Source organism: Klebsiella sp. NPDC088457 (genome assembly GCF_044900465.1).
Classification (GTDB): Bacteria; Pseudomonadota; Gammaproteobacteria; order Enterobacterales; family Enterobacteriaceae; genus Klebsiella.
Genome location: NZ_JBJDNH010000029.1, coordinates 25739 through 42151 on the forward strand (window position 1 = coordinate 25739; position 16413 = coordinate 42151).

Here is a 16413-nt window from a genome sequence, read left to right on the forward strand (position 1 = left end):
GGTGAGAACAGGGTGAGAAAATGAAAGCGGCACGCCAGCAAGCGATAGTCGACCTGCTGATCAACCATAGCAGCCTGACCACGGACGCCTTATCACGACAGCTTAACGTCAGCAAAGAGACCATTCGCCGCGATCTCAGCGAACTGCAGGCGCGGGGGAAAGTGCTGCGTAACCACGGACGGGTCAAAATCATCCATCGGGAAAGCCAGGACAGCGGCGATCCTTTCCATATCCGCCTCAAAAGCCATTATGCCCATAAAGCGGACATTGCCCGCGGCGCGCTGGCCTGGATTGAAGAAGGGATGGTGATCGCCCTTGATGCCAGCTCTACCTGCTGGTATCTGGCGCGCCAGCTGCCGGATATCAACCTGCACGTTTTTACCAATAGCCAGCCGATTTGTCAGGAGCTGAGTAAACGCGAAAATATTCAGCTCACCTGCTCAGGCGGGACCTTGCAGCGCAAATATGGCTGCTACGTCAGCCCCGCGCTTATCCCACAGCTCAAATCGCTGGAGATCGATCTGTTCATTTTTTCCTGCGAAGGCATCGATAGCCACGGCGCGCTGTGGGACTCAAATACGGTGAATGCCGATTTTAAATCGCTGCTGCTCAAACGCTCGGCGCAGTCATTATTGCTGATCGACAAGAGTAAATTTAACCGTTCGGGAGAGGCCAGCATTGGCCATCTGGATGATGTGACTCATATTATTTCCGATGCGCAGATCGCGGCGAGATAACGCGGGACGAGGAAAGCAATAGCCCGGACAGGTCGCAGATGAACCGCGCCGCCATCCGGGATCGCGTCGGGTCTTAGCGCTCGTCGCGACGGCCGCCGACGGCCGCCCACAGACGGCGGACGTGAACGGTCACTTCTTCACGGTCGTGATACAGCTGACGCGCCTGGATCTGAGCATTGATACCGTGCTCATCCAGCTGCTCCTGGATGTAGTCCAGGTTACGCGAAAGCTCTTCGTAGCGTTTTTTCATCGGCAGCTTGAGGTTGAAAATGGTTTCCCGGCACCAGCCGTTCACCAGCCACTGCGCCATCAGCGCCGCCACTTTTGCCGGCTTTTCCACCATATCGCACACCATCCACGAGATGTTGTTACGGCTCGGGCGATAGCGGAAACCATCTTCACGCAGCCAGGTCACCTGCCCGGTATCCATCAGGCTCTGCGCCATCGGGCCGTTATCCACGGAAGAGACCCACATATTGCGTTTCACCAGCTGATAGGTCCAGCCGCCCGGGCAGGCCCCCAGATCCACCGCGTACATCCCGTTGGCCAGACGCTCATCCCACTCATCTGCCGGGATAAAGACGTGGAACGCTTCTTCCAGCTTCAGCGTTGAACGGCTCGGCGCATCGGCGGGAAACTTAAGACGCGGGATCCCCATGTAGAACGGCGAGTTGTTGGTGGTGTAGGAATACCCGGTATAGCAGCAGCCGGGGGCAATAAAGAACACATGTACCACCGGGCGCTTCGGCGTTTCATAGTTGGTCAGCACGCCCGCTTCGCGCAGCGCGGCGCGCAGCGGCACCGTCAGCTTGCGGCAGAACTTCATTAGCTCTTTGCTTTCGTTGGTGTCGGCCACTTCAACCCGCAGGTCGCCGCCCTTCTCCACCACGCCTTGCAGCATCCCGACAATCGGCGTAATGCGATCTTCCGGCGGCAGATCGCGCAGCAGCTCGCCGGCGACAAACATCTGACGGGCGAAAACCAGCGAGCTGAACGGCAACTCCCGCACCAGTTTGTCGCCATCTGCCATCTGATAGCATTCAAAAATGACATAGCCAGAGTCTTCTTTCACCCGGGCAAAACCAAACACCTCCAGGCGGGAGGCCTTATCAGTAATTTCTGCTGCGCACTCCTTCTCAAACCCGGGGCGACAATAGAGGACAACCTTATTCATGAACGACGCCCTTACGTTTCAGACGAATTGCACCAATTAACATTAATACCCAACCGGCGAGGAAGCTCACGCCTCCCACCGGCGTAACGAACGCCCACAGGCGTAAATGCGACAGCGCCAGGCAATAGAGGCTGCCGCTGAATAATACGGTTCCGAGCGCCATAAAAACGCTGCTCCAGTAGAACCAGATACTGATACGGCGCTGCATCGCCACCGCCAGGCCAAAAATCGCCAGCGTATGGAAGGCCTGGTACTCAAGACCGGTATGGATCCAGGCCATTTCCGTCGCGCCCAGCGAGCGGCTTAATACGTGTGCGCCAAAGGCACCCAAAGCAACAAAGATAAAACCGCTGATCGCGGTGAATATCAGCATAAAACGGCTGGTCATGTTTTTACCCTACACTTATTTATTGTTCGTAACGAAAACGAAATTTTTCTTGTTCGCTTGCCGCTTTCGCCAGAATCCACTGCCGGAAGGCGGCTATTTTACCCAGTTCAGCCTGACTGTCATGACAAACCAGATAAAATGCATTCTTGCTGACCAGAACATCATTAAACGGGCAGACCAGTCGGCCGGCCTCGATTTCGGACTGGGACATCACATTATTGGCCAGCGCGACCCCTTGCCCGTGAATAGCCGCCTGCAGCACCATGGCGCTGTGGCTGAAAATAGGCCCCTGTTGCACATTAATATGGCTTAGACCCAGCTGGCGGGTATAAGTTTGCCAGTCGCGACGGGAAGCATCGTGCAACAGCGTATGTTGCGCCAGATCCGCAGGCGTTTTCAACGCCTTGTCGCCGGTAAGGAGCGCCGGCGAGCAGACGGGCAGCAAATATTCGGCGTACAGTTTTTCAACGCGCAGCCCCGGCCAGTTGCCGCGACCATAAAAAATGGCCACGTCGACATCGTCCGCCAGCTTGTCTTCCTGACGGTCCACCGCCTGGATTCTGACATCGATCCCCGGATAAGCTGAGTTAAAGCTTGAGAGTCGCGGCACCAGCCACTGGATCGCAAAACTGGGCAGTAAACTCACCGTTAAGGCCCCTTTTGCGCTGCGGGCCTGCAGTTTCCGCGTCGCCTCGGTCAGTTGCGAAAAAATCTCTTTAATATCCTGAAAATAGCTCTGGCCCTCTTCCGTCAGCAGCAGCGATCGATTGCGGCGGCGAAACAGCTTGAGCCCCAGAAAATCCTCTAGTGACTTGATTTGGTGACTTACTGCGGCCTGCGTCACAAAAAGCTCATCGGCTGCCCGGGTGAAGCTTAAATGACGTGCGGCTGCATCAAAAACACGTAATGCATTCAGGGGTGGTAATCGCTTTGACATGGTTATTCTGGCTTCGATGTTAAGGCAATTTAACAAACAGGAAACAACGGTTAACCTATTAGTTTTTTTTATCTGAGACATTATAATTTGTCCGTTGAGGTTCTACCAGCAAATACCTATAGTGGCGGCACTTCCTGAGCCGGAACGAAGAGCTTTTTTTGGAATGCGTGTTCCAACAAGCTTTTGGCTTACGGTTGTGATGTTGTGTTGTTGTGTTTGCAATTGGTCTGTGTTTGCAGACCATGGTAGTAAAGCTACCCTTTTCACTTCCTGTACATTTACCCTGTCTGTCCATAGTGATTTAATGTAGCACCGCAACACGCGGTGCTTTTTTTTGCCTGTCGCTCACCGCACCGGCGCTATTATCCCTCTCTCTTCCTCTCGTCAGCCTTGCCCTGACGGATAAATTGCGCGACGATCGCCAGATTGCAACGAGGAATTCCATGAACGCATTCAATCCTGCCCACTTTCGCGCCCAGTTTCCCGCGCTGGCCGATGCTGGCGTTTACCTTGATAGCGCAGCGACGGCGCTGAAACCGCTCGCCGTCATCGACGCCAGCGACCAGTTTTATCGCCTCAGCGCCGGCAACGTCCATCGTAGCCAGTTCGCCGCCGCGCAGCGCCTGACCGAGCGCTATGAAGACGCCCGCGAGCGGGTGGCGGCGCTGCTTAATGCCCCCTCAGGGAAAAATATCGTCTGGACGCGAGGCACCACCGAAGCCATTAATATGGTGGCCCAGAGCTATCTGCGCCCGCGCCTGCAGCCCGGAGACGAAATCATCGTCAGCGAAGCCGAGCATCATGCCAATCTGGTTCCCTGGCTGATGGTGGCGGAGCAAACCGGCGCCCGGGTGGTGAAGCTGCCCCTCGGCGCCGATCGTCTGCCGGACGTCGCCTGCCTGCCAGCACTCATCACGCCGCGTAGCCGGCTGCTGGCGCTCGGCCAGATGTCCAACGTGACCGGCGGCTGCCCGAACCTGGCAACGGCGATTCGCCATGCGCACAACGCCGGTATGGTGGTGATGGTCGACGGCGCACAGGGGGCGGTGCATTTTCCCGCCGACGTACGGAAGCTGGATATCGATTTTTACGCCTTCTCGGGTCACAAGCTGTATGGCCCGACGGGGATTGGCGCGCTGTATGGTAAAAGCGAACTGCTGGATGCCATGTCGCCATGGCTCGGCGGTGGCAAGATGATTACCCAGGTCAGCTTCGAGGGGTTCAGCACTCAGCCGGTGCCCTATCGTCTGGAAGCCGGTACGCCTAACGTGGCCGGCGTGATTGGCCTGAGCGCGGCGCTGGAGTGGCTGGCAGAGACCGATATCGTCCAGGCCGAAAGCTGGAGTCGCAGCCTGGCGACGCTGGCGGAAGATGAACTGGCGAAACGCCCTGGCTTTCGCGCTTTCCGCTGCCAGGATTCCAGCCTGCTGGCGTTCGATTTTGACGGGATCCACCACAGCGACATGGTGACCCTGCTGGCCGAGTCCGGCATCGCGTTACGCGCCGGGCAGCACTGCGCCCAACCGCTGCTGGCGGCGCTTGGCGTCAGCGGGACTCTGCGCGCCTCGTTTGCGCCCTATAATACCCAGGATGATGTTTATGCGCTGGTCAACGCCGTTGACCACGCTCTGGAAATACTGGTGGATTAATGACAACTTCACTTGCAATGAGCCATCCGTTTGGCACCGCCGTCACCGACGCGAACCTACGCCAGACCTTCGCCCCGCTACAGCAGTGGGAAGACAAATATCGCCAGCTGATTTTACTGGGTAAACGGCTACCGGCGCTGACGGACGAACAAAAGGCCCAGGCCCAGGAGATTGCCGGCTGCGAGAATCGCGTCTGGCTGGGATCGACCGTCGTTGAGGGTAAAATGCACTTTTTCGGCGACAGCGAAGGGCGGATCGTTCGCGGCCTGTTAGCCGTGCTGCTCACCGCGGTGGAGGGGAAAAGCCCCGCCGAACTGCTGAAAGAGGATCCCCTGACGCTGTTTGACGAGCTGGGGCTACGTTCCCAGCTCAGCTCCTCGCGCAGCCAGGGGCTGGCGGCGCTCAGCGAGGCGGTGCTTGCCGCCGCGCGCGCGGTTTAATCCGGCAATATTCCCCGGCTGGCGCCAGGATCCGGGCACCGGGGAGACGAGCTGGCGCCGGGGTGAAGATGGGTGATAGCCCGATAAGGGTTTACGCCGCGATCCGCGGACAGCCCGCCCCTTACCCCTGACGCTCCGCCTTCGCCAGCATTTTCTTTAACGCGTGGGAGACGGCGACAAAACCAAAGGTGGCGGTTACCATCGTCGCGGCGCCAAAGCCGGAGGCGCAATCCATCCGCTTCGGGCCTTCGGCGGTGCTTTTCATCGCGCAGACGCTGCCATCAGCCTGCGGATACACCAGCGCTTCGGTCGAGAAGACGCAATCCACGCCCAGCTTACCTTTACTGTTTTTCACCACCCCGAACTGGCCTTTCAGCCTTTCACGCAGCTTCGCCGCCAGCGGGTCCTGAATGGTTTTCGCCAGATCGGCCACCTGAATCTGCGTCGGATCGATTTGCCCGCCCGCTCCGCCGGTGGTGACCAGCGGCACTTTATAACGGCGGCAATAGGCAATAAGCGCCGCCTTGGGACGCACGCTATCAATGGCGTCAATCACGTAGCTAAAGCCCGCCCCCATGTACCCGGCCACATTCTCCGGCGTCACAAAGTCGTCAATTACCGTCACCTGGCATTCCGGGTTAATCAGGCGAATACGCTCCGCCATCACTTCCGCTTTCGCCAGCCCGACGTTGCCTCCGAGGGCATGCACCTGCCGGTTGGTGTTGGTGACGCAAACATCGTCCATATCAATAAGGGTGATCGCGCCGATACCGGTTCTTGCCAGCGCTTCGGCGGCCCAGGAACCGACGCCGCCGATACCGACGACGCAGACATGCGCGTCGGCAAAGCATTGCAGCGCTTTTTCACCATATAAACGCGCCGTACCGCCAAAACGCTGGCGCCAGGCGTCGCTGATTACAACAGACATAAAACCTCAGAATAAAATGGGAGAACCCGGATACACCGTCATCGACGGATCCGGGCAAGCTGAGCGCACGCTTTCGCCGCCCCGGTCGGCACTGTGCAACCGGGGGGCCGGGAAAGTGCCAACTTACCCGCTAAAGACGTTACCCGCGCCCGGCGCATTTTTCAGCACCCACACGCGGCCATAGTGGTTATACCAACCGGCGCGATGCCCGGCATCCGCCCCGATACCCTGGTAGATATCGAAGTGCTGGCCTTTAATCGCGCCGCCAACATCCAGCGCCACCATCAGCCGCAGCTCATACTGGCCGTTAAACTTGCCGTTATTATCCAGCAGCGGGACCTCCGCCAGCAAGGTGGTGCCCGGCGGGATAATGCTGCGGTCGGAAGCCACCGAGGCGCGACCAATCAGCGGCACCGCGCTGGCGCCTTTCACCGGAGCGAAAGACTGCGGTTTAAAGAAGACAAACGACGGGTTCTGTTCCAGCAGCTCACGAACTTCGGCCTCGCTATGTTTTTCACCCCATTCGCGAATCGCCTGCATCGACATATCTTCTTTCTTCACTTCGCCGCGATCGATCAGGACTTTACCGATACTACGATATGACCAGCCGTTCTTCCCGGCATAGCTAAAGAAGTTCAGCGGCGAGCCGTCGCCAAAATCAATATAGCCGCTGCCCTGCACGTCCATAATGAAGTTATCCATCAGCGAGTTGCTGTAGGCCAGAATATAGTTGTCGCTCAGCGCGCCGGCATAGATGCTGGCGCGGGACGGCAGCTTACCGCGCTTCGGCGGCATGCGATAAATCGGGTACTGGAACTCGCCCTGGCGAGTATGCCGCGCCTGGATCACCGGAGTATAGTAGCCGGTGAACTGGACGTTGCCGTAGCTGTCGGCGCCCTGCATCTGCCAGGCATCAATCCCGAACTGGCTCAGCATGCGGGTATCCCCACCGGCGCGCAGCCACTGCTGGAGGGAGTTGTAGACGTTGCTCTGGCTATTATAGAGACGCGGCGCGGCGCTCTGAATCTGTCTGACCTGCTCGGAGAAGTCGCCGGCGTTGATCGGCGAGCCGACCGCATCAGGCTGGTTAACCAGCGAAAACGGCTGGGAAAACTTCCCTTCATTATACTGTTGACCGCGATCGGTCGGTTTTGAGGAACAGGCAGCGAGCATCGCCAGCATTGCCCCTGTTGCTACATACTTTGCCCAACATCCTTTCATGGTATCTCTTCTTTTGCTGCCTGGCCCCGGTGGGTGATGAGGGAAGATAGCAAACCGCCAGGGCTATTGAAATGCACCACCGCACGACAAATACAATTTCGCTCAAAAAACAAGCTGAAAGTGATTCTTTATACACCATTTATTACAAATTTGATGATTTTACTGAAAAAGGGTTGCATCAGAACGCGAGCAGAGTATAGTGCGCTTCCACGGACGCGGGGTGGAGCAGCCTGGTAGCTCGTCGGGCTCATAACCCGAAGGTCGTCGGTTCAAATCCGGCCCCCGCAACCAATTAAAATCAGATAGCAGTAAACTTTACTTGATGGAAGAGTAAAGACGGACGCGGGGTGGAGCAGCCTGGTAGCTCGTCGGGCTCATAACCCGAAGGTCGTCGGTTCAAATCCGGCCCCCGCAACCAATTTAAAATCTGATGCACAGTTTACTCGATTTACTCGATGAAGAGTAAAGACGGACGCGGGGTGGAGCAGCCTGGTAGCTCGTCGGGCTCATAACCCGAAGGTCGTCGGTTCAAATCCGGCCCCCGCAACCAACACAATGAACACCCTGACGGGTGTTTTTTTGTTTCTACGCTCCCCTGCCGTTCCCCCCTGAGGCTGAAATCTTCTCGTCTGACAGCAAAACCATATGATTTCCCCTCGCAGCCGACAGGGCATCCTGGTGCGGAGAACGCCGGCTTCAGCGTTCGCGCGGTTTGCTCTGGCCTACAGCAGAGCCAGCAGAAAGATCAGTTCACCCAGTTCAATAGCCGCCCCCAGCGTATCGCCGGTCTGCCCGCCGAGGGTGCGTTTCAGCAATTGCCCAAGGATAAACATGGCCGCCATGGCGATCCCCATGGCGACCACGCCGTGCATACCCGGCAGCAGCATGGCGGCGAGGATCGCCGCCAACCCCAGCGTGACGCAGGTCTGGCGCCCGCTCACTTTGCCGATAAACACATTGCCCAGTCCCTCTTCCCGGGCGTAGCGATGGCGGTACATCAGCAGCACGGCGACGCCCCGCCCCACGGCGCAAGCGGCCGCCAGCGCAGCCAGCATCGGCGTTCCGCGCAGCGCCAGTTCGCTGACCACCAGCACTTTCGCCAGCAGAACAAAAATCAGCGCCAGCCCGCCGTGGGTTCCCAGCCTGCTGTCGCGCATGATCTCCAGCATCCGCTCCCGGCCACGGGCGGAGAATACCCCATCGCAGGTATCGGCCAGGCCATCGAGGTGAAAACCGCCGGTCAGCAGCGCCAGCGCCAGAATACAAAACAGGGCCGCGAGCGGGATACCGCACCACGCTTGCACGGCGAGAAACACCAGTCCGCTCAGTAACCCCAGCAGCGCTCCGACCAGGGGAAAAGTGACAATGCCGTGAACATACCGATCGATTTCCAGCCCCTGCGACCAGCGCGCCGGCACCGGTAAACGGCTGAGAAAAGAGAGCGTTGCCCAGAACAATTTGATCATTTTATTTTGACTCCAATCCCGGATACCACCAGCCAGACCTCATCCGCCGCCGCAGCCAGACGCTGGTTAACCCGGCCAGCGATATCCCGGAAATGCCGCGCAAGGCGATTTTCCGGGACAATCCCCATGCCCACCTCATTGGTGACCAGCACCACCTTTGCCGGACAACGTCGGCAGGCCGCAATCAACGTCGCGATTTCATCGTCAATCTGCCGTTCCATTGCCGCATAATCCCAGCCGTCGGGATCGCTATCGCCCCCCAGGGCAAACAGGATATTCGTCACCAGGGTGGTAATACACTCCAGCAGGATGGCCTCCTGCGGGTCGTTGTCCGGCGTAATCAGCTGCGCGAGGTGGCGCCCGCGCTCAGCGGTACGCCAGTGCGCCGGTCGGCTATCGCGGTGATGCTGAATTCGCGCCGCCATTTCGTCGTCAACGATCTGCGAGGTGGCGAGATACAATACCCGCGGCGAACCGGCGATTAAGTCCTCGGCGTGGCGGCTTTTTCCGCTGCGGGCGCCGCCGGTAACCAGAATCAGCATGATGGCTCCTGATGCTGCTGCATGATGCGGTAGATTTTTTCGATATCGATATGCTGACGCATGGCGGCGGCCAGCACATCAAACTGCTGCGATTTGTACCGGGCGTAGTGAACCATGACGTCCAGCGCCGGCAGCCCCTTGCGTTCACGCAGGCCGTTAACCAGCGCGCGGGTGAAATCGTCACTGTCGAACAAACCGTGCAGATAGGTGCCAAACGCCAGCCCGTCTTCCGTCATCGCCCCGTCCGCTACCGGCTGCCCGTTTTTCTCCAGCCGCATCAGCGGCTGACAATCGCCTTGCAGGGTAGTTTCACCCATATGAATTTCATAGCCACGCACTTTCAGGGCGCCAGCCCCCGCCAGCCAGCCGGGAAGCGCAGCCGACATCGTCGCCTCAACCCGGGTCGTGGTTTTATGCCGCGCAAACCGCGTCACGGTATTGAGCAGGCCCAGGCCAGCTAATTCCCCCAGCCCGGACTCCACGTCATCGCTAATCGTCTCGCCCAGAATCTGATAGCCACCGCAGATCCCCAGCACCGGTATGCCCTGACGATGCGCCTGCAGTATGCCCTGCTCCATGCCGCTTTCCCGCAGCCATACCAGGTCGCCGAGGGTGTTTTTGCTGCCGGGCAGGATAATCAGGTCGCTCGCCGCCAGATCCTGCGGATAACGAACGTAGCGCACGCGGACGTCCGGCTGCGCCGCGAGGGCGTTGAAATCGGTAAAGTTCGAGGTATGCGGCAGCTGTACGACCGCAATATCGATCTCACGCTTTGCGCTACCGGGATACTTCCCTTTCTGCAGCGCCACGCTGTCTTCATCTTCCAGATCGATCTCCAGCCACGGCAACACGCCGAGCACGGGCACGCCGGTTAGCGCTTCGATCTGCTCAATCCCCGAGTGCAGCAGCGCCACATCGCCGCGGAATTTATTGATGATCACCCCTTTCACTCTGGCGCGCTCCTGGGGCTGGAGTAGCGCCAGCGTCCCGTAGATCGCGGCAAACACGCCGCCGCGATCGATATCGGCGACGAGAATCACCGGGCACTGCGCCATCTCCGCCATTCCCATGTTGACGATATCGCGATCGCGCAGGTTAATCTCCGCCGGGCTGCCGGCCCCCTCAAGCACCAGCACCTCATACTCCTGCGCCAGGCTGCGGTACACCGCGAGGATCTGTTCACGCAGACGCGGTTTGTACTCGTGGTAGCTCACCGCATCCATATCGCTCGCCACTTTGCCCATCAGTACCACCTGGGCGTTGAGATCGCTGGTGGGCTTCAACAAAATGGGATTCATCCGCACATCCGGCGCGATGCCCGCCGCTTCCGCCTGAAAGATCTGCGCCCGGCCCATCTCTTTACCATCGGCGGTAATCCCGGAGTTCAGCGCCATATTCTGCGATTTAAACGGCGCCGTTCGCAGGCCGTCCTGATAAAAAATCCGGCACAGACCGGCGACCAGTACGCTTTTGCCGACATCGGACGCCGTCCCCTGCAACATGATTGCCTGCGCCATGACGCCTCCTCACTCGCGTTTGCTCGCATCTGTTTTACAGTCCCGTGTTGCTATTATCCGGCAACGGCTCTGCCGCCGCGCCAGGTTTCATCTTCAGGCCGCGCCAGCCAGCAGATAGCGCACCAGCATAAACAGCGCCAGCGCCAGGGTCGAAGCGACCCACATCAGTCGAATCGTCCGCGGAATATCGTCTGGCGAGATGTCACGTACGGCATCGCCGATCCACGGCTTTTCAACCCGCTCGCCGAAATAGTCGTTTGGCCCCCCCAGCCGGATGCCCAGCGCGCCGGCCACGCTGGCTTCTGACCAGGCGCAGTTGGGGCTGCTGTGATGATAACGATCGCGCCAGCCGATGCGCAGGGCGCCTGCGCCATCGTTGCGGCATAGAAACGCCGCGAGGCTCAACAGCAGCCAGCTCAGGCGCGCGGGAATAAAATTCGCCACATCGTCAAGGCGAGCGCTGACCATGCCTATCGCGCGGTATTTTTCCTGCTTATAGCCGACCATGGAGTCGAGGGTGTTAATGGCTTTATAGGCCATCGCCAGCGGCACGCCTCCCAGCAGCAGGAAGAACAGCGGCGCAATAATGCCGTCGACGGTGTTCTCCGCCACCGTCTCCACCACCGCGCGGTTAATCTGTGCAGGCTGGAGCCGCGAGGTATCGCGCCCGACAATCCAGGAGAGTTTTTCCCGACTCTGCGCCAGATCGCCCGCGCGCAGCGGACGCTCGACCTCACGCGCGGAACTCGCCAGGCAGCGGCCGGCCAGCAGCGTAAAGATTAGCCACACCTCCAGCCCCCAGCCAAGCCAGGGATGGATGCTTTCCGCCAGCCGCAGCACGCCCCAGGTGATGCTCCACGTCAGGCCAACCACGACCAGCCACAGCAGCGCCCCGCCGGCCCGCAGCGCGCCGTCGCGATGGCAGTGTCGGCGAATGATAGGTTGCACAAAGGTGATGAGTTTGCCCATCCAGCGCACCGGATGGGGCCAATGCGGGGGATCGCCAAGCATAAAATCGAGGAGCCACGCGGTACACCAGGCAAGCAGCGTCATCGCCCGAGCCTCGCCTTCTGCCGGCAGGTGAGAAAAAATGCATCAAGTCTTACCGCCATACCCTGTTCCTGTTCAGGGTGGTCGGGGTGTAAAGGGGCCCCCGCCGCAATCTTTCGTCGGTACGCCTCTGAGCAACCCACTTCCCACCGAAGTTGTTGGTCATCACCGACAGGCAGGTTTTCTGGCTTAGCGTCATCCTTACCCGTCCTTCCCCATCTCGCGACAGGTGGTCTTTACGGGGTCGTCAGCATCACAGCAGCGGGGGCTGCGGGGGAGTCGTCACCCCCTTCCCTGGCACCTGTCGGTTGATCTCGCGAACGCCTCCCGGCTCGCTTTCGCCCTGATGGTCGATCAATCAGGCACGACATTATGCCACAGCGATGTCGCGACGGCTTGCGCAGTCAGAGGCGGGTAGCCAGAATATGATGTAATGCCGTAAGCAGGCGCTGGTTTTCCTGATAGCTGCGGATCGCCACGCGGAAATAACCGTCCCCCAGCCCCGGATAGTTGGCGCAGCTGCGAATTAAAATATGCTGCGCAAGCAACGCCTGCTGCAGGTCGCCCTCCGGGAGCTCGCAGCGTAAAAACAGATAGTTCGCTCGCCCCGGATAGACCGTCAGGCCGCGCAGCCGGCTGAGCGCCTGATAAAAACGCCGTCCTTCCTCGGCCAGCCATCGCCAGGTGGCCTGTTGATAGGCGCGATCCTTGAGAATAATTTCCCCGGCCAGCGCGGCAAACGCATTGACAGACCACGGCATTTGCTGCTCACGCAGCCGGGCGACGGCCTGCTCATTGCTGTTGATCAGATACCCCAGACGCAGGCCGGGAATGGCGTAGAATTTGGTCAGGGAACGCAGCACCCAGATATGCGGGTTATCATGCAGAAGGGGGATAAACCCCGGCTGGTCGGGAATAAAATCGATAAACGCTTCATCCAGGATGAGCGCAATCCCCAGCGCCTGACAGCGCGCGGCAATCGCTTCCAGCAGCGGGCGCTCCGGCAGCAAGCCGGTGGGGTTGTTGGGCGTACAGAGGAACAGACAATCCAGCTCTGGCGTCAGCGCGTGCAGCATCCTCCCGCTCAGCTGCCAGCCCTCCTCTTCACGTAGCGCAAACTCCTCAATGGCGCACCCCGCCGCCTGCAGCGCACGGCGATACTCGGCAAAGCCGGGTTTGACAATCATCGCCCGGCGCGGCCTGAGGCCGTTAACGAGGGTGAAAATAGATTCGGTTTCGCCATTGCCAGCGAGGATCCAGGAAGCGGGAATCTGATGATGCGCGGCCAGCGCGGCGTGCAACTGTTGATATTCGACGTCAGGGTAGCGTTCCGCCCGCGCAAGATTGTCGATGAGCGCGCGCTTTAAGCTTTCCGGCATCCCTAAGGGATTAATATTGGCGCTAAAATCCAGCAGTTGCTCCGGGTTGATGCCCAGCAGCGCGGCGGCCTCCCGGATATTGCCGCCGTGCGCGCTCTTCAGTAGGGCCATCGCCCGCTCCTGTGTGGTTAGCCGAGCCTTGCCAGGGTGGCGCTATCGGCAAAGTAGGCCTTAATGCCCGCCAGAATCGACTCCGCGACCTGCTGCTGGAAGGTAGCCGTTTTCAGCTTGCGCTCTTCCTCGACGTTGCTGATAAACGCCGTTTCCACCAGAATCGACGGGATATCCGGCGCTTTCAGCACCGCGAAGCCCGCCTGCTCAACCTGGTTCTTATGCAGATCGTTAATCCTGCCCATTTTTTGCAGCACCGCTTTACCAAACTTCAGGCTATCGGCGATGGTCAGCGATTGCACCATGTCGAACATTGTATGGTCGACATAGCGGTCGCCGCTCTTGCTGACGCCGCCCACCAGGTCGGAGGCGTTCTGGGTTTGCGCCAGGTATTTCGCGGCGGTACTGGTGGCGCCTTTGGTGGACAGCGCGAACACCGAAGAGCCGCGCGGCTGCCGGCTGGTGAAGGCATCAGCGTGAATCGAGACGAACAGGTCGGCGCGCTGTTTTTGCGCCTTCGCGACGCGGACCTTCAACGGAATAAAGACATCCTCGTTGCGGGTCATGTAGGCCTTCATATTGCCCTCTTTCTCGATCAACGCCCGTAACCGGCGAGCAATCTGCAGCACCACGTCTTTCTCGCGGGTACGATATTTCCCCACCGCGCCGGAGTCTTCGCCGCCGTGACCCGGATCGAGCATAATAACGATTGGCCGGTCGCGCCCGGCTTTGCCCGGCTTAGGCCCGCTTTCCGCCGGCGGCACCTGCCGCTCAAGATCGCCTTTGTTGTAATCTTCCAGCAGCGCCAGCAGCGGATCCTGTACATCCGTCGCCGTGGACGGGTAGAGATCCATCACCAGACGTTCTTTAAAGCCCGCCACCGGCGCGAGGGCGAAGAGCTGCGGTTTCACGTCTTGCTTGAGTTCAAATACCATGCGCACGGTTTGCGGATCAAACTGGCCGACGCGGGCGGACTTAATATAGGGATCGTCGTCGCGGATACTGGTGCCCATGCCTTTCAGCACCGAGTTCAGATTGACCCCTTCCAGATCCACAACCAGCCGCTCCGGATTGCTTAAAGCAAACTGCCGGTATTTCAGCACGTGATTGGATTCTAGCGTGACGCGCGTGTAGGTCGACGACGGCCAGACGCGCACGGCAACGACCTGCGCAACGGCAGCGAAACCTACCGGACTGACGCTCATTAACCACATAGCGCCCGCCCCCTGTAAAAAGCGACGACGGCTTAACCCTGACTTGTATCCCGGCATGCCACTCCCAAGCAATAAAGACGTATTTGAACCCAAAACGAACAGATTGACCGGAAACTTTAACGAAAGCCGCATAACCTGTCATCTATAAAAGGGTAAACAATCTTTGACAGCACGCTTTGGGTCACAGATTTTTATCAGTTTTGCCGCAAATTTGGGCTTGCGTTTAATAGCAAAACAGAATAAAAATACACTTATTACGAATAATCATGCATTGAGGGTTGTGTCATGGTGAAGGAACGTCGCACCGAACTGGTAGAAGGATTCCGCCATTCTGTCCCCTACATTAACGCCCATCGGGGGAAAACGTTTGTCATCATGCTGGGCGGCGAAGCCATTGAGCATGAGAATTTCTCCAGCATTGTCAATGACATTGGCCTTTTGCATAGCCTGGGCATCCGCCTGGTGGTGGTCTATGGCGCGCGTCCACAGATCGACGCTAACCTGGCGGAGCACCATCACGAGCCGATCTATCATAAACAGACCCGCGTGACGGATAGCAAAACCCTCGAACTGGTTAAGCAGGCGGCGGGCATGCTGCAGCTGGAAATTACCGCCCGTCTGTCGATGAGCCTGAATAACACCCCGCTGCAGGGCGCGCATATCAACGTGGTGAGCGGCAACTTTATTATCGCCCAGCCGCTGGGGGTCGACGATGGCGTCGATTATTGCCACAGCGGGCGTATTCGCCGTATTGATGAAGAGGCCATTCATCGCCAGCTGGATAACGGCGCGATCGTCCTGATGGGGCCGGTTGCCGTTTCGGTTACTGGCGAAAGCTTCAATCTGACCTCGGAAGAGATTGCCACTCAGCTGGCCATTAAGCTGAAGGCCGAAAAAATGATCGGCTTCTGTTCGTCGCAGGGCGTCTATAACCAGGATGGCGTTATCGTTTCCGAACTGTTTCCTAACGAAGCGCAGGCTCGCGTGGAAGAGCTGGAAGCGGAGGAAGATTACAACTCCGGTACGGTGCGTTTCCTGCGAGGCGCGGTGAAGGCCTGCCGCAGCGGCGTGCGGCGCTGCCACCTGATCAGCTACCAGGAAGATGGGGCGTTACTGCAGGAGCTGTTCTCACGCGACGGTATCGGGACCCAGATCGTCATGGAAAGCGCCGAGCAGATTCGCCGCGCCACCATTAACGATATTGGCGGTATCCTTGAACTGATCAGCCCGCTGGAGCAACAGGGGATTCTGGTGCGCCGTTCCCGCGAGCAGCTGGAGATGGAAATAGATAAATTCACCATCATTCAGCGCGATAACACGACAATTGCCTGCGCCGCGCTCTATCCGTTCCCGGAAGAAAAAATCGGTGAGATGGCCTGCGTCGCGGTGCATCCGGATTACCGCAGCTCATCGCGCGGGGAGATGCTGCTGAACCGCATTGCTGCCCAGGCGAAGCAGATGGGGTTGAGCAAACTGTTTGTCCTCACCACCCGCAGCATTCACTGGTTCCAGGAACGCGGCTTTACCCCGGTCGATATCGATCTGCTGCCGGAGAGTAAGAAAGAGATGTACAACTACCAGCGTCGTTCCAAGGTGTTGATGGCCGACCTCGGCTGATGTCACCGCCCCCGGCGCCGGCCCGTCTCCCGTGTAGCCCGGC

The 16413-nt window shown here is 58.8% G+C and carries 15 protein-coding genes, 3 tRNA genes and 1 riboswitch; of the genes, 7 read left to right on the forward strand and 11 right to left on the reverse strand.

What is annotated here, in order from left to right; all coding sequences use genetic code 11:
- Positions 1 to 20: 20 nt before the first annotated feature.
- Positions 21 to 737 carry an L-fucose operon activator gene (fucR, locus tag ACI2JR_RS18270; RefSeq protein ID WP_132730495.1) on the forward strand — a complete coding sequence of 239 codons (717 nt, stop codon included), beginning with the start codon at positions 21 to 23 and terminating at the stop codon, positions 735 to 737.
- Positions 738 to 810: 73 nt separating this feature from the next.
- Here the strand turns inward: fucR and rlmM are convergent, their stop codons facing one another.
- The 3 genes from rlmM to gcvA are packed head-to-tail and all read right to left on the reverse strand — an operon-like array spanning position 811 to position 3236.
- Entirely contained in the window at positions 811 to 1911 is a 1101-nt protein-coding gene (rlmM, locus tag ACI2JR_RS18275) for a 23S rRNA (cytidine(2498)-2'-O)-methyltransferase RlmM (RefSeq protein WP_132730496.1), read from the reverse strand.
- The gene (locus ACI2JR_RS18280; RefSeq protein WP_132730497.1) at positions 1904 to 2299 is read right to left on the reverse strand and encodes a DUF423 domain-containing protein; all 396 of its coding nucleotides are present in this window, start codon (positions 2297 to 2299) and stop codon (positions 1904 to 1906) included. The genes rlmM and ACI2JR_RS18280 overlap by 8 nt, the downstream gene beginning before the upstream one ends.
- A 19-nt stretch (positions 2300 to 2318) precedes the next feature.
- Positions 2319 to 3236 (reverse strand): glycine cleavage system transcriptional regulator GcvA, encoded by a 918-nt coding sequence (gene gcvA, locus ACI2JR_RS18285; protein ID WP_015585849.1) that lies wholly within the window; start codon positions 3234 to 3236, stop codon positions 2319 to 2321.
- A 443-nt stretch (positions 3237 to 3679) separates the two neighbouring features.
- Between gcvA and csdA the strand changes: the two genes are divergently transcribed.
- Both csdA and csdE read left to right on the forward strand, forming a co-directional pair.
- Positions 3680 to 4885, forward strand: coding sequence for a cysteine desulfurase CsdA (gene csdA, locus ACI2JR_RS18290; RefSeq protein WP_132730498.1), 1206 nt, complete (start codon positions 3680 to 3682; stop codon positions 4883 to 4885).
- A 17-nt stretch (positions 4886 to 4902) separates the two neighbouring features.
- Positions 4903 to 5325, forward strand: a complete 423-nt coding sequence (csdE, locus tag ACI2JR_RS18295; RefSeq protein ID WP_462479169.1) for a cysteine desulfurase sulfur acceptor subunit CsdE — start codon at positions 4903 to 4905, stop codon at positions 5323 to 5325.
- 121 nt (positions 5326 to 5446) lie between these two features.
- On the opposite strand, the gene tcdA is transcribed toward csdE, so the two are convergent.
- Together tcdA and mltA are read right to left on the reverse strand one after the other, a co-directional pair.
- The gene (gene tcdA / locus ACI2JR_RS18300; RefSeq protein WP_462479149.1) at positions 5447 to 6253 is read right to left on the reverse strand and encodes a tRNA cyclic N6-threonylcarbamoyladenosine(37) synthase TcdA; all 807 of its coding nucleotides are present in this window, start codon (positions 6251 to 6253) and stop codon (positions 5447 to 5449) included.
- Positions 6254 to 6376: 123 nt separating this feature from the next.
- Positions 6377 to 7474 carry a murein transglycosylase A gene (gene mltA / locus ACI2JR_RS18305; protein WP_462479150.1) on the reverse strand — a complete coding sequence of 366 codons (1098 nt, stop codon included), beginning with the start codon at positions 7472 to 7474 and terminating at the stop codon, positions 6377 to 6379.
- Positions 7475 to 7688: 214 nt separating this feature from the next.
- On the opposite strand from mltA, the gene ACI2JR_RS18310 reads away from it, so the two are divergent.
- From ACI2JR_RS18310 to ACI2JR_RS18320, 3 genes are all read left to right on the forward strand, one after another.
- Positions 7689 to 7765 (forward strand) — tRNA-Met (locus tag ACI2JR_RS18310).
- Positions 7766 to 7815: 50 nt separating this feature from the next.
- Positions 7816 to 7892: transfer RNA gene (locus ACI2JR_RS18315), tRNA-Met, on the forward strand.
- 55 nt (positions 7893 to 7947) lie between these two features.
- Positions 7948 to 8024, forward strand: a tRNA-Met gene (locus ACI2JR_RS18320).
- Positions 8025 to 8196: 172 nt separating this feature from the next.
- Here the strand turns inward: ACI2JR_RS18320 and cobS are convergent.
- From cobS to amiC, 6 genes are all read right to left on the reverse strand, one after another.
- The gene (cobS, locus tag ACI2JR_RS18325) at positions 8197 to 8940 is read right to left on the reverse strand and encodes an adenosylcobinamide-GDP ribazoletransferase (protein ID WP_462479151.1); all 744 of its coding nucleotides are present in this window, start codon (positions 8938 to 8940) and stop codon (positions 8197 to 8199) included.
- Positions 8937 to 9482 carry a bifunctional adenosylcobinamide kinase/adenosylcobinamide-phosphate guanylyltransferase gene (cobU, locus tag ACI2JR_RS18330; RefSeq protein ID WP_132730503.1) on the reverse strand — a complete coding sequence of 182 codons (546 nt, stop codon included), beginning with the start codon at positions 9480 to 9482 and terminating at the stop codon, positions 8937 to 8939. Before cobU ends, cobS begins: the two co-directional genes overlap by 4 nt.
- Positions 9476 to 10999, reverse strand: coding sequence for a cobyric acid synthase (locus tag ACI2JR_RS18335; protein ID WP_462479152.1), 1524 nt, complete (start codon positions 10997 to 10999; stop codon positions 9476 to 9478). Before ACI2JR_RS18335 ends, cobU begins: the two co-directional genes overlap by 7 nt.
- A 93-nt stretch (positions 11000 to 11092) precedes the next feature.
- Positions 11093 to 12052, reverse strand: a complete 960-nt coding sequence (gene cbiB, locus ACI2JR_RS18340; RefSeq protein ID WP_462479153.1) for an adenosylcobinamide-phosphate synthase CbiB — start codon at positions 12050 to 12052, stop codon at positions 11093 to 11095.
- Between the two features lie 153 nt (positions 12053 to 12205).
- A riboswitch (cobalamin riboswitch) is annotated at positions 12206 to 12369 on the reverse strand.
- Positions 12370 to 12453: 84 nt separating this feature from the next.
- Positions 12454 to 13539, reverse strand: a complete 1086-nt coding sequence (cobD, locus tag ACI2JR_RS18345; protein WP_462479154.1) for a threonine-phosphate decarboxylase CobD — start codon at positions 13537 to 13539, stop codon at positions 12454 to 12456.
- A 17-nt stretch (positions 13540 to 13556) separates the two neighbouring features.
- Positions 13557 to 14810, reverse strand: a complete 1254-nt coding sequence (gene amiC, locus ACI2JR_RS18350; RefSeq protein ID WP_132730507.1) for an N-acetylmuramoyl-L-alanine amidase AmiC — start codon at positions 14808 to 14810, stop codon at positions 13557 to 13559.
- 228 nt (positions 14811 to 15038) lie between these two features.
- Between amiC and argA the strand changes: the two genes are divergently transcribed.
- Positions 15039 to 16370, forward strand: a complete 1332-nt coding sequence (gene argA / locus ACI2JR_RS18355; protein ID WP_132730508.1) for an amino-acid N-acetyltransferase — start codon at positions 15039 to 15041, stop codon at positions 16368 to 16370.
- Positions 16371 to 16413: the final 43 nt, after the last annotated feature.

Bases quoted from the DNA above. Each gene is read 5' to 3' on its own strand.
- fucR (WP_132730495.1), top strand. From the start codon at position 21: ATGAAAGCGGCACGCCAGCAAGCGATAGTCGACCTGCTGATCAACCAT.
- rlmM (WP_132730496.1), bottom strand. From the start codon at position 1,911: ATGAATAAGGTTGTCCTCTATTGTCGCCCCGGGTTTGAGAAGGAGTGC.
- ACI2JR_RS18280 (WP_132730497.1), bottom strand. From the start codon at position 2,299: ATGACCAGCCGTTTTATGCTGATATTCACCGCGATCAGCGGTTTTATC.
- gcvA (WP_015585849.1), bottom strand. From the start codon at position 3,236: ATGTCAAAGCGATTACCACCCCTGAATGCATTACGTGTTTTTGATGCA.
- csdA (WP_132730498.1), top strand. From the start codon at position 3,680: ATGAACGCATTCAATCCTGCCCACTTTCGCGCCCAGTTTCCCGCGCTG.
- csdE (WP_462479169.1), top strand. From the start codon at position 4,903: ATGAGCCATCCGTTTGGCACCGCCGTCACCGACGCGAACCTACGCCAG.
- tcdA (WP_462479149.1), bottom strand. From the start codon at position 6,253: ATGTCTGTTGTAATCAGCGACGCCTGGCGCCAGCGTTTTGGCGGTACG.
- mltA (WP_462479150.1), bottom strand. From the start codon at position 7,474: ATGAAAGGATGTTGGGCAAAGTATGTAGCAACAGGGGCAATGCTGGCG.
- cobS (WP_462479151.1), bottom strand. From the start codon at position 8,940: ATGATCAAATTGTTCTGGGCAACGCTCTCTTTTCTCAGCCGTTTACCG.
- cobU (WP_132730503.1), bottom strand. From the start codon at position 9,482: ATGCTGATTCTGGTTACCGGCGGCGCCCGCAGCGGAAAAAGCCGCCAC.
- ACI2JR_RS18335 (WP_462479152.1), bottom strand. From the start codon at position 10,999: ATGGCGCAGGCAATCATGTTGCAGGGGACGGCGTCCGATGTCGGCAAA.
- cbiB (WP_462479153.1), bottom strand. From the start codon at position 12,052: ATGACGCTGCTTGCCTGGTGTACCGCGTGGCTCCTCGATTTTATGCTT.
- cobD (WP_462479154.1), bottom strand. From the start codon at position 13,539: ATGGCCCTACTGAAGAGCGCGCACGGCGGCAATATCCGGGAGGCCGCC.
- amiC (WP_132730507.1), bottom strand. From the start codon at position 14,810: ATGCCGGGATACAAGTCAGGGTTAAGCCGTCGTCGCTTTTTACAGGGG.
- argA (WP_132730508.1), top strand. From the start codon at position 15,039: ATGGTGAAGGAACGTCGCACCGAACTGGTAGAAGGATTCCGCCATTCT.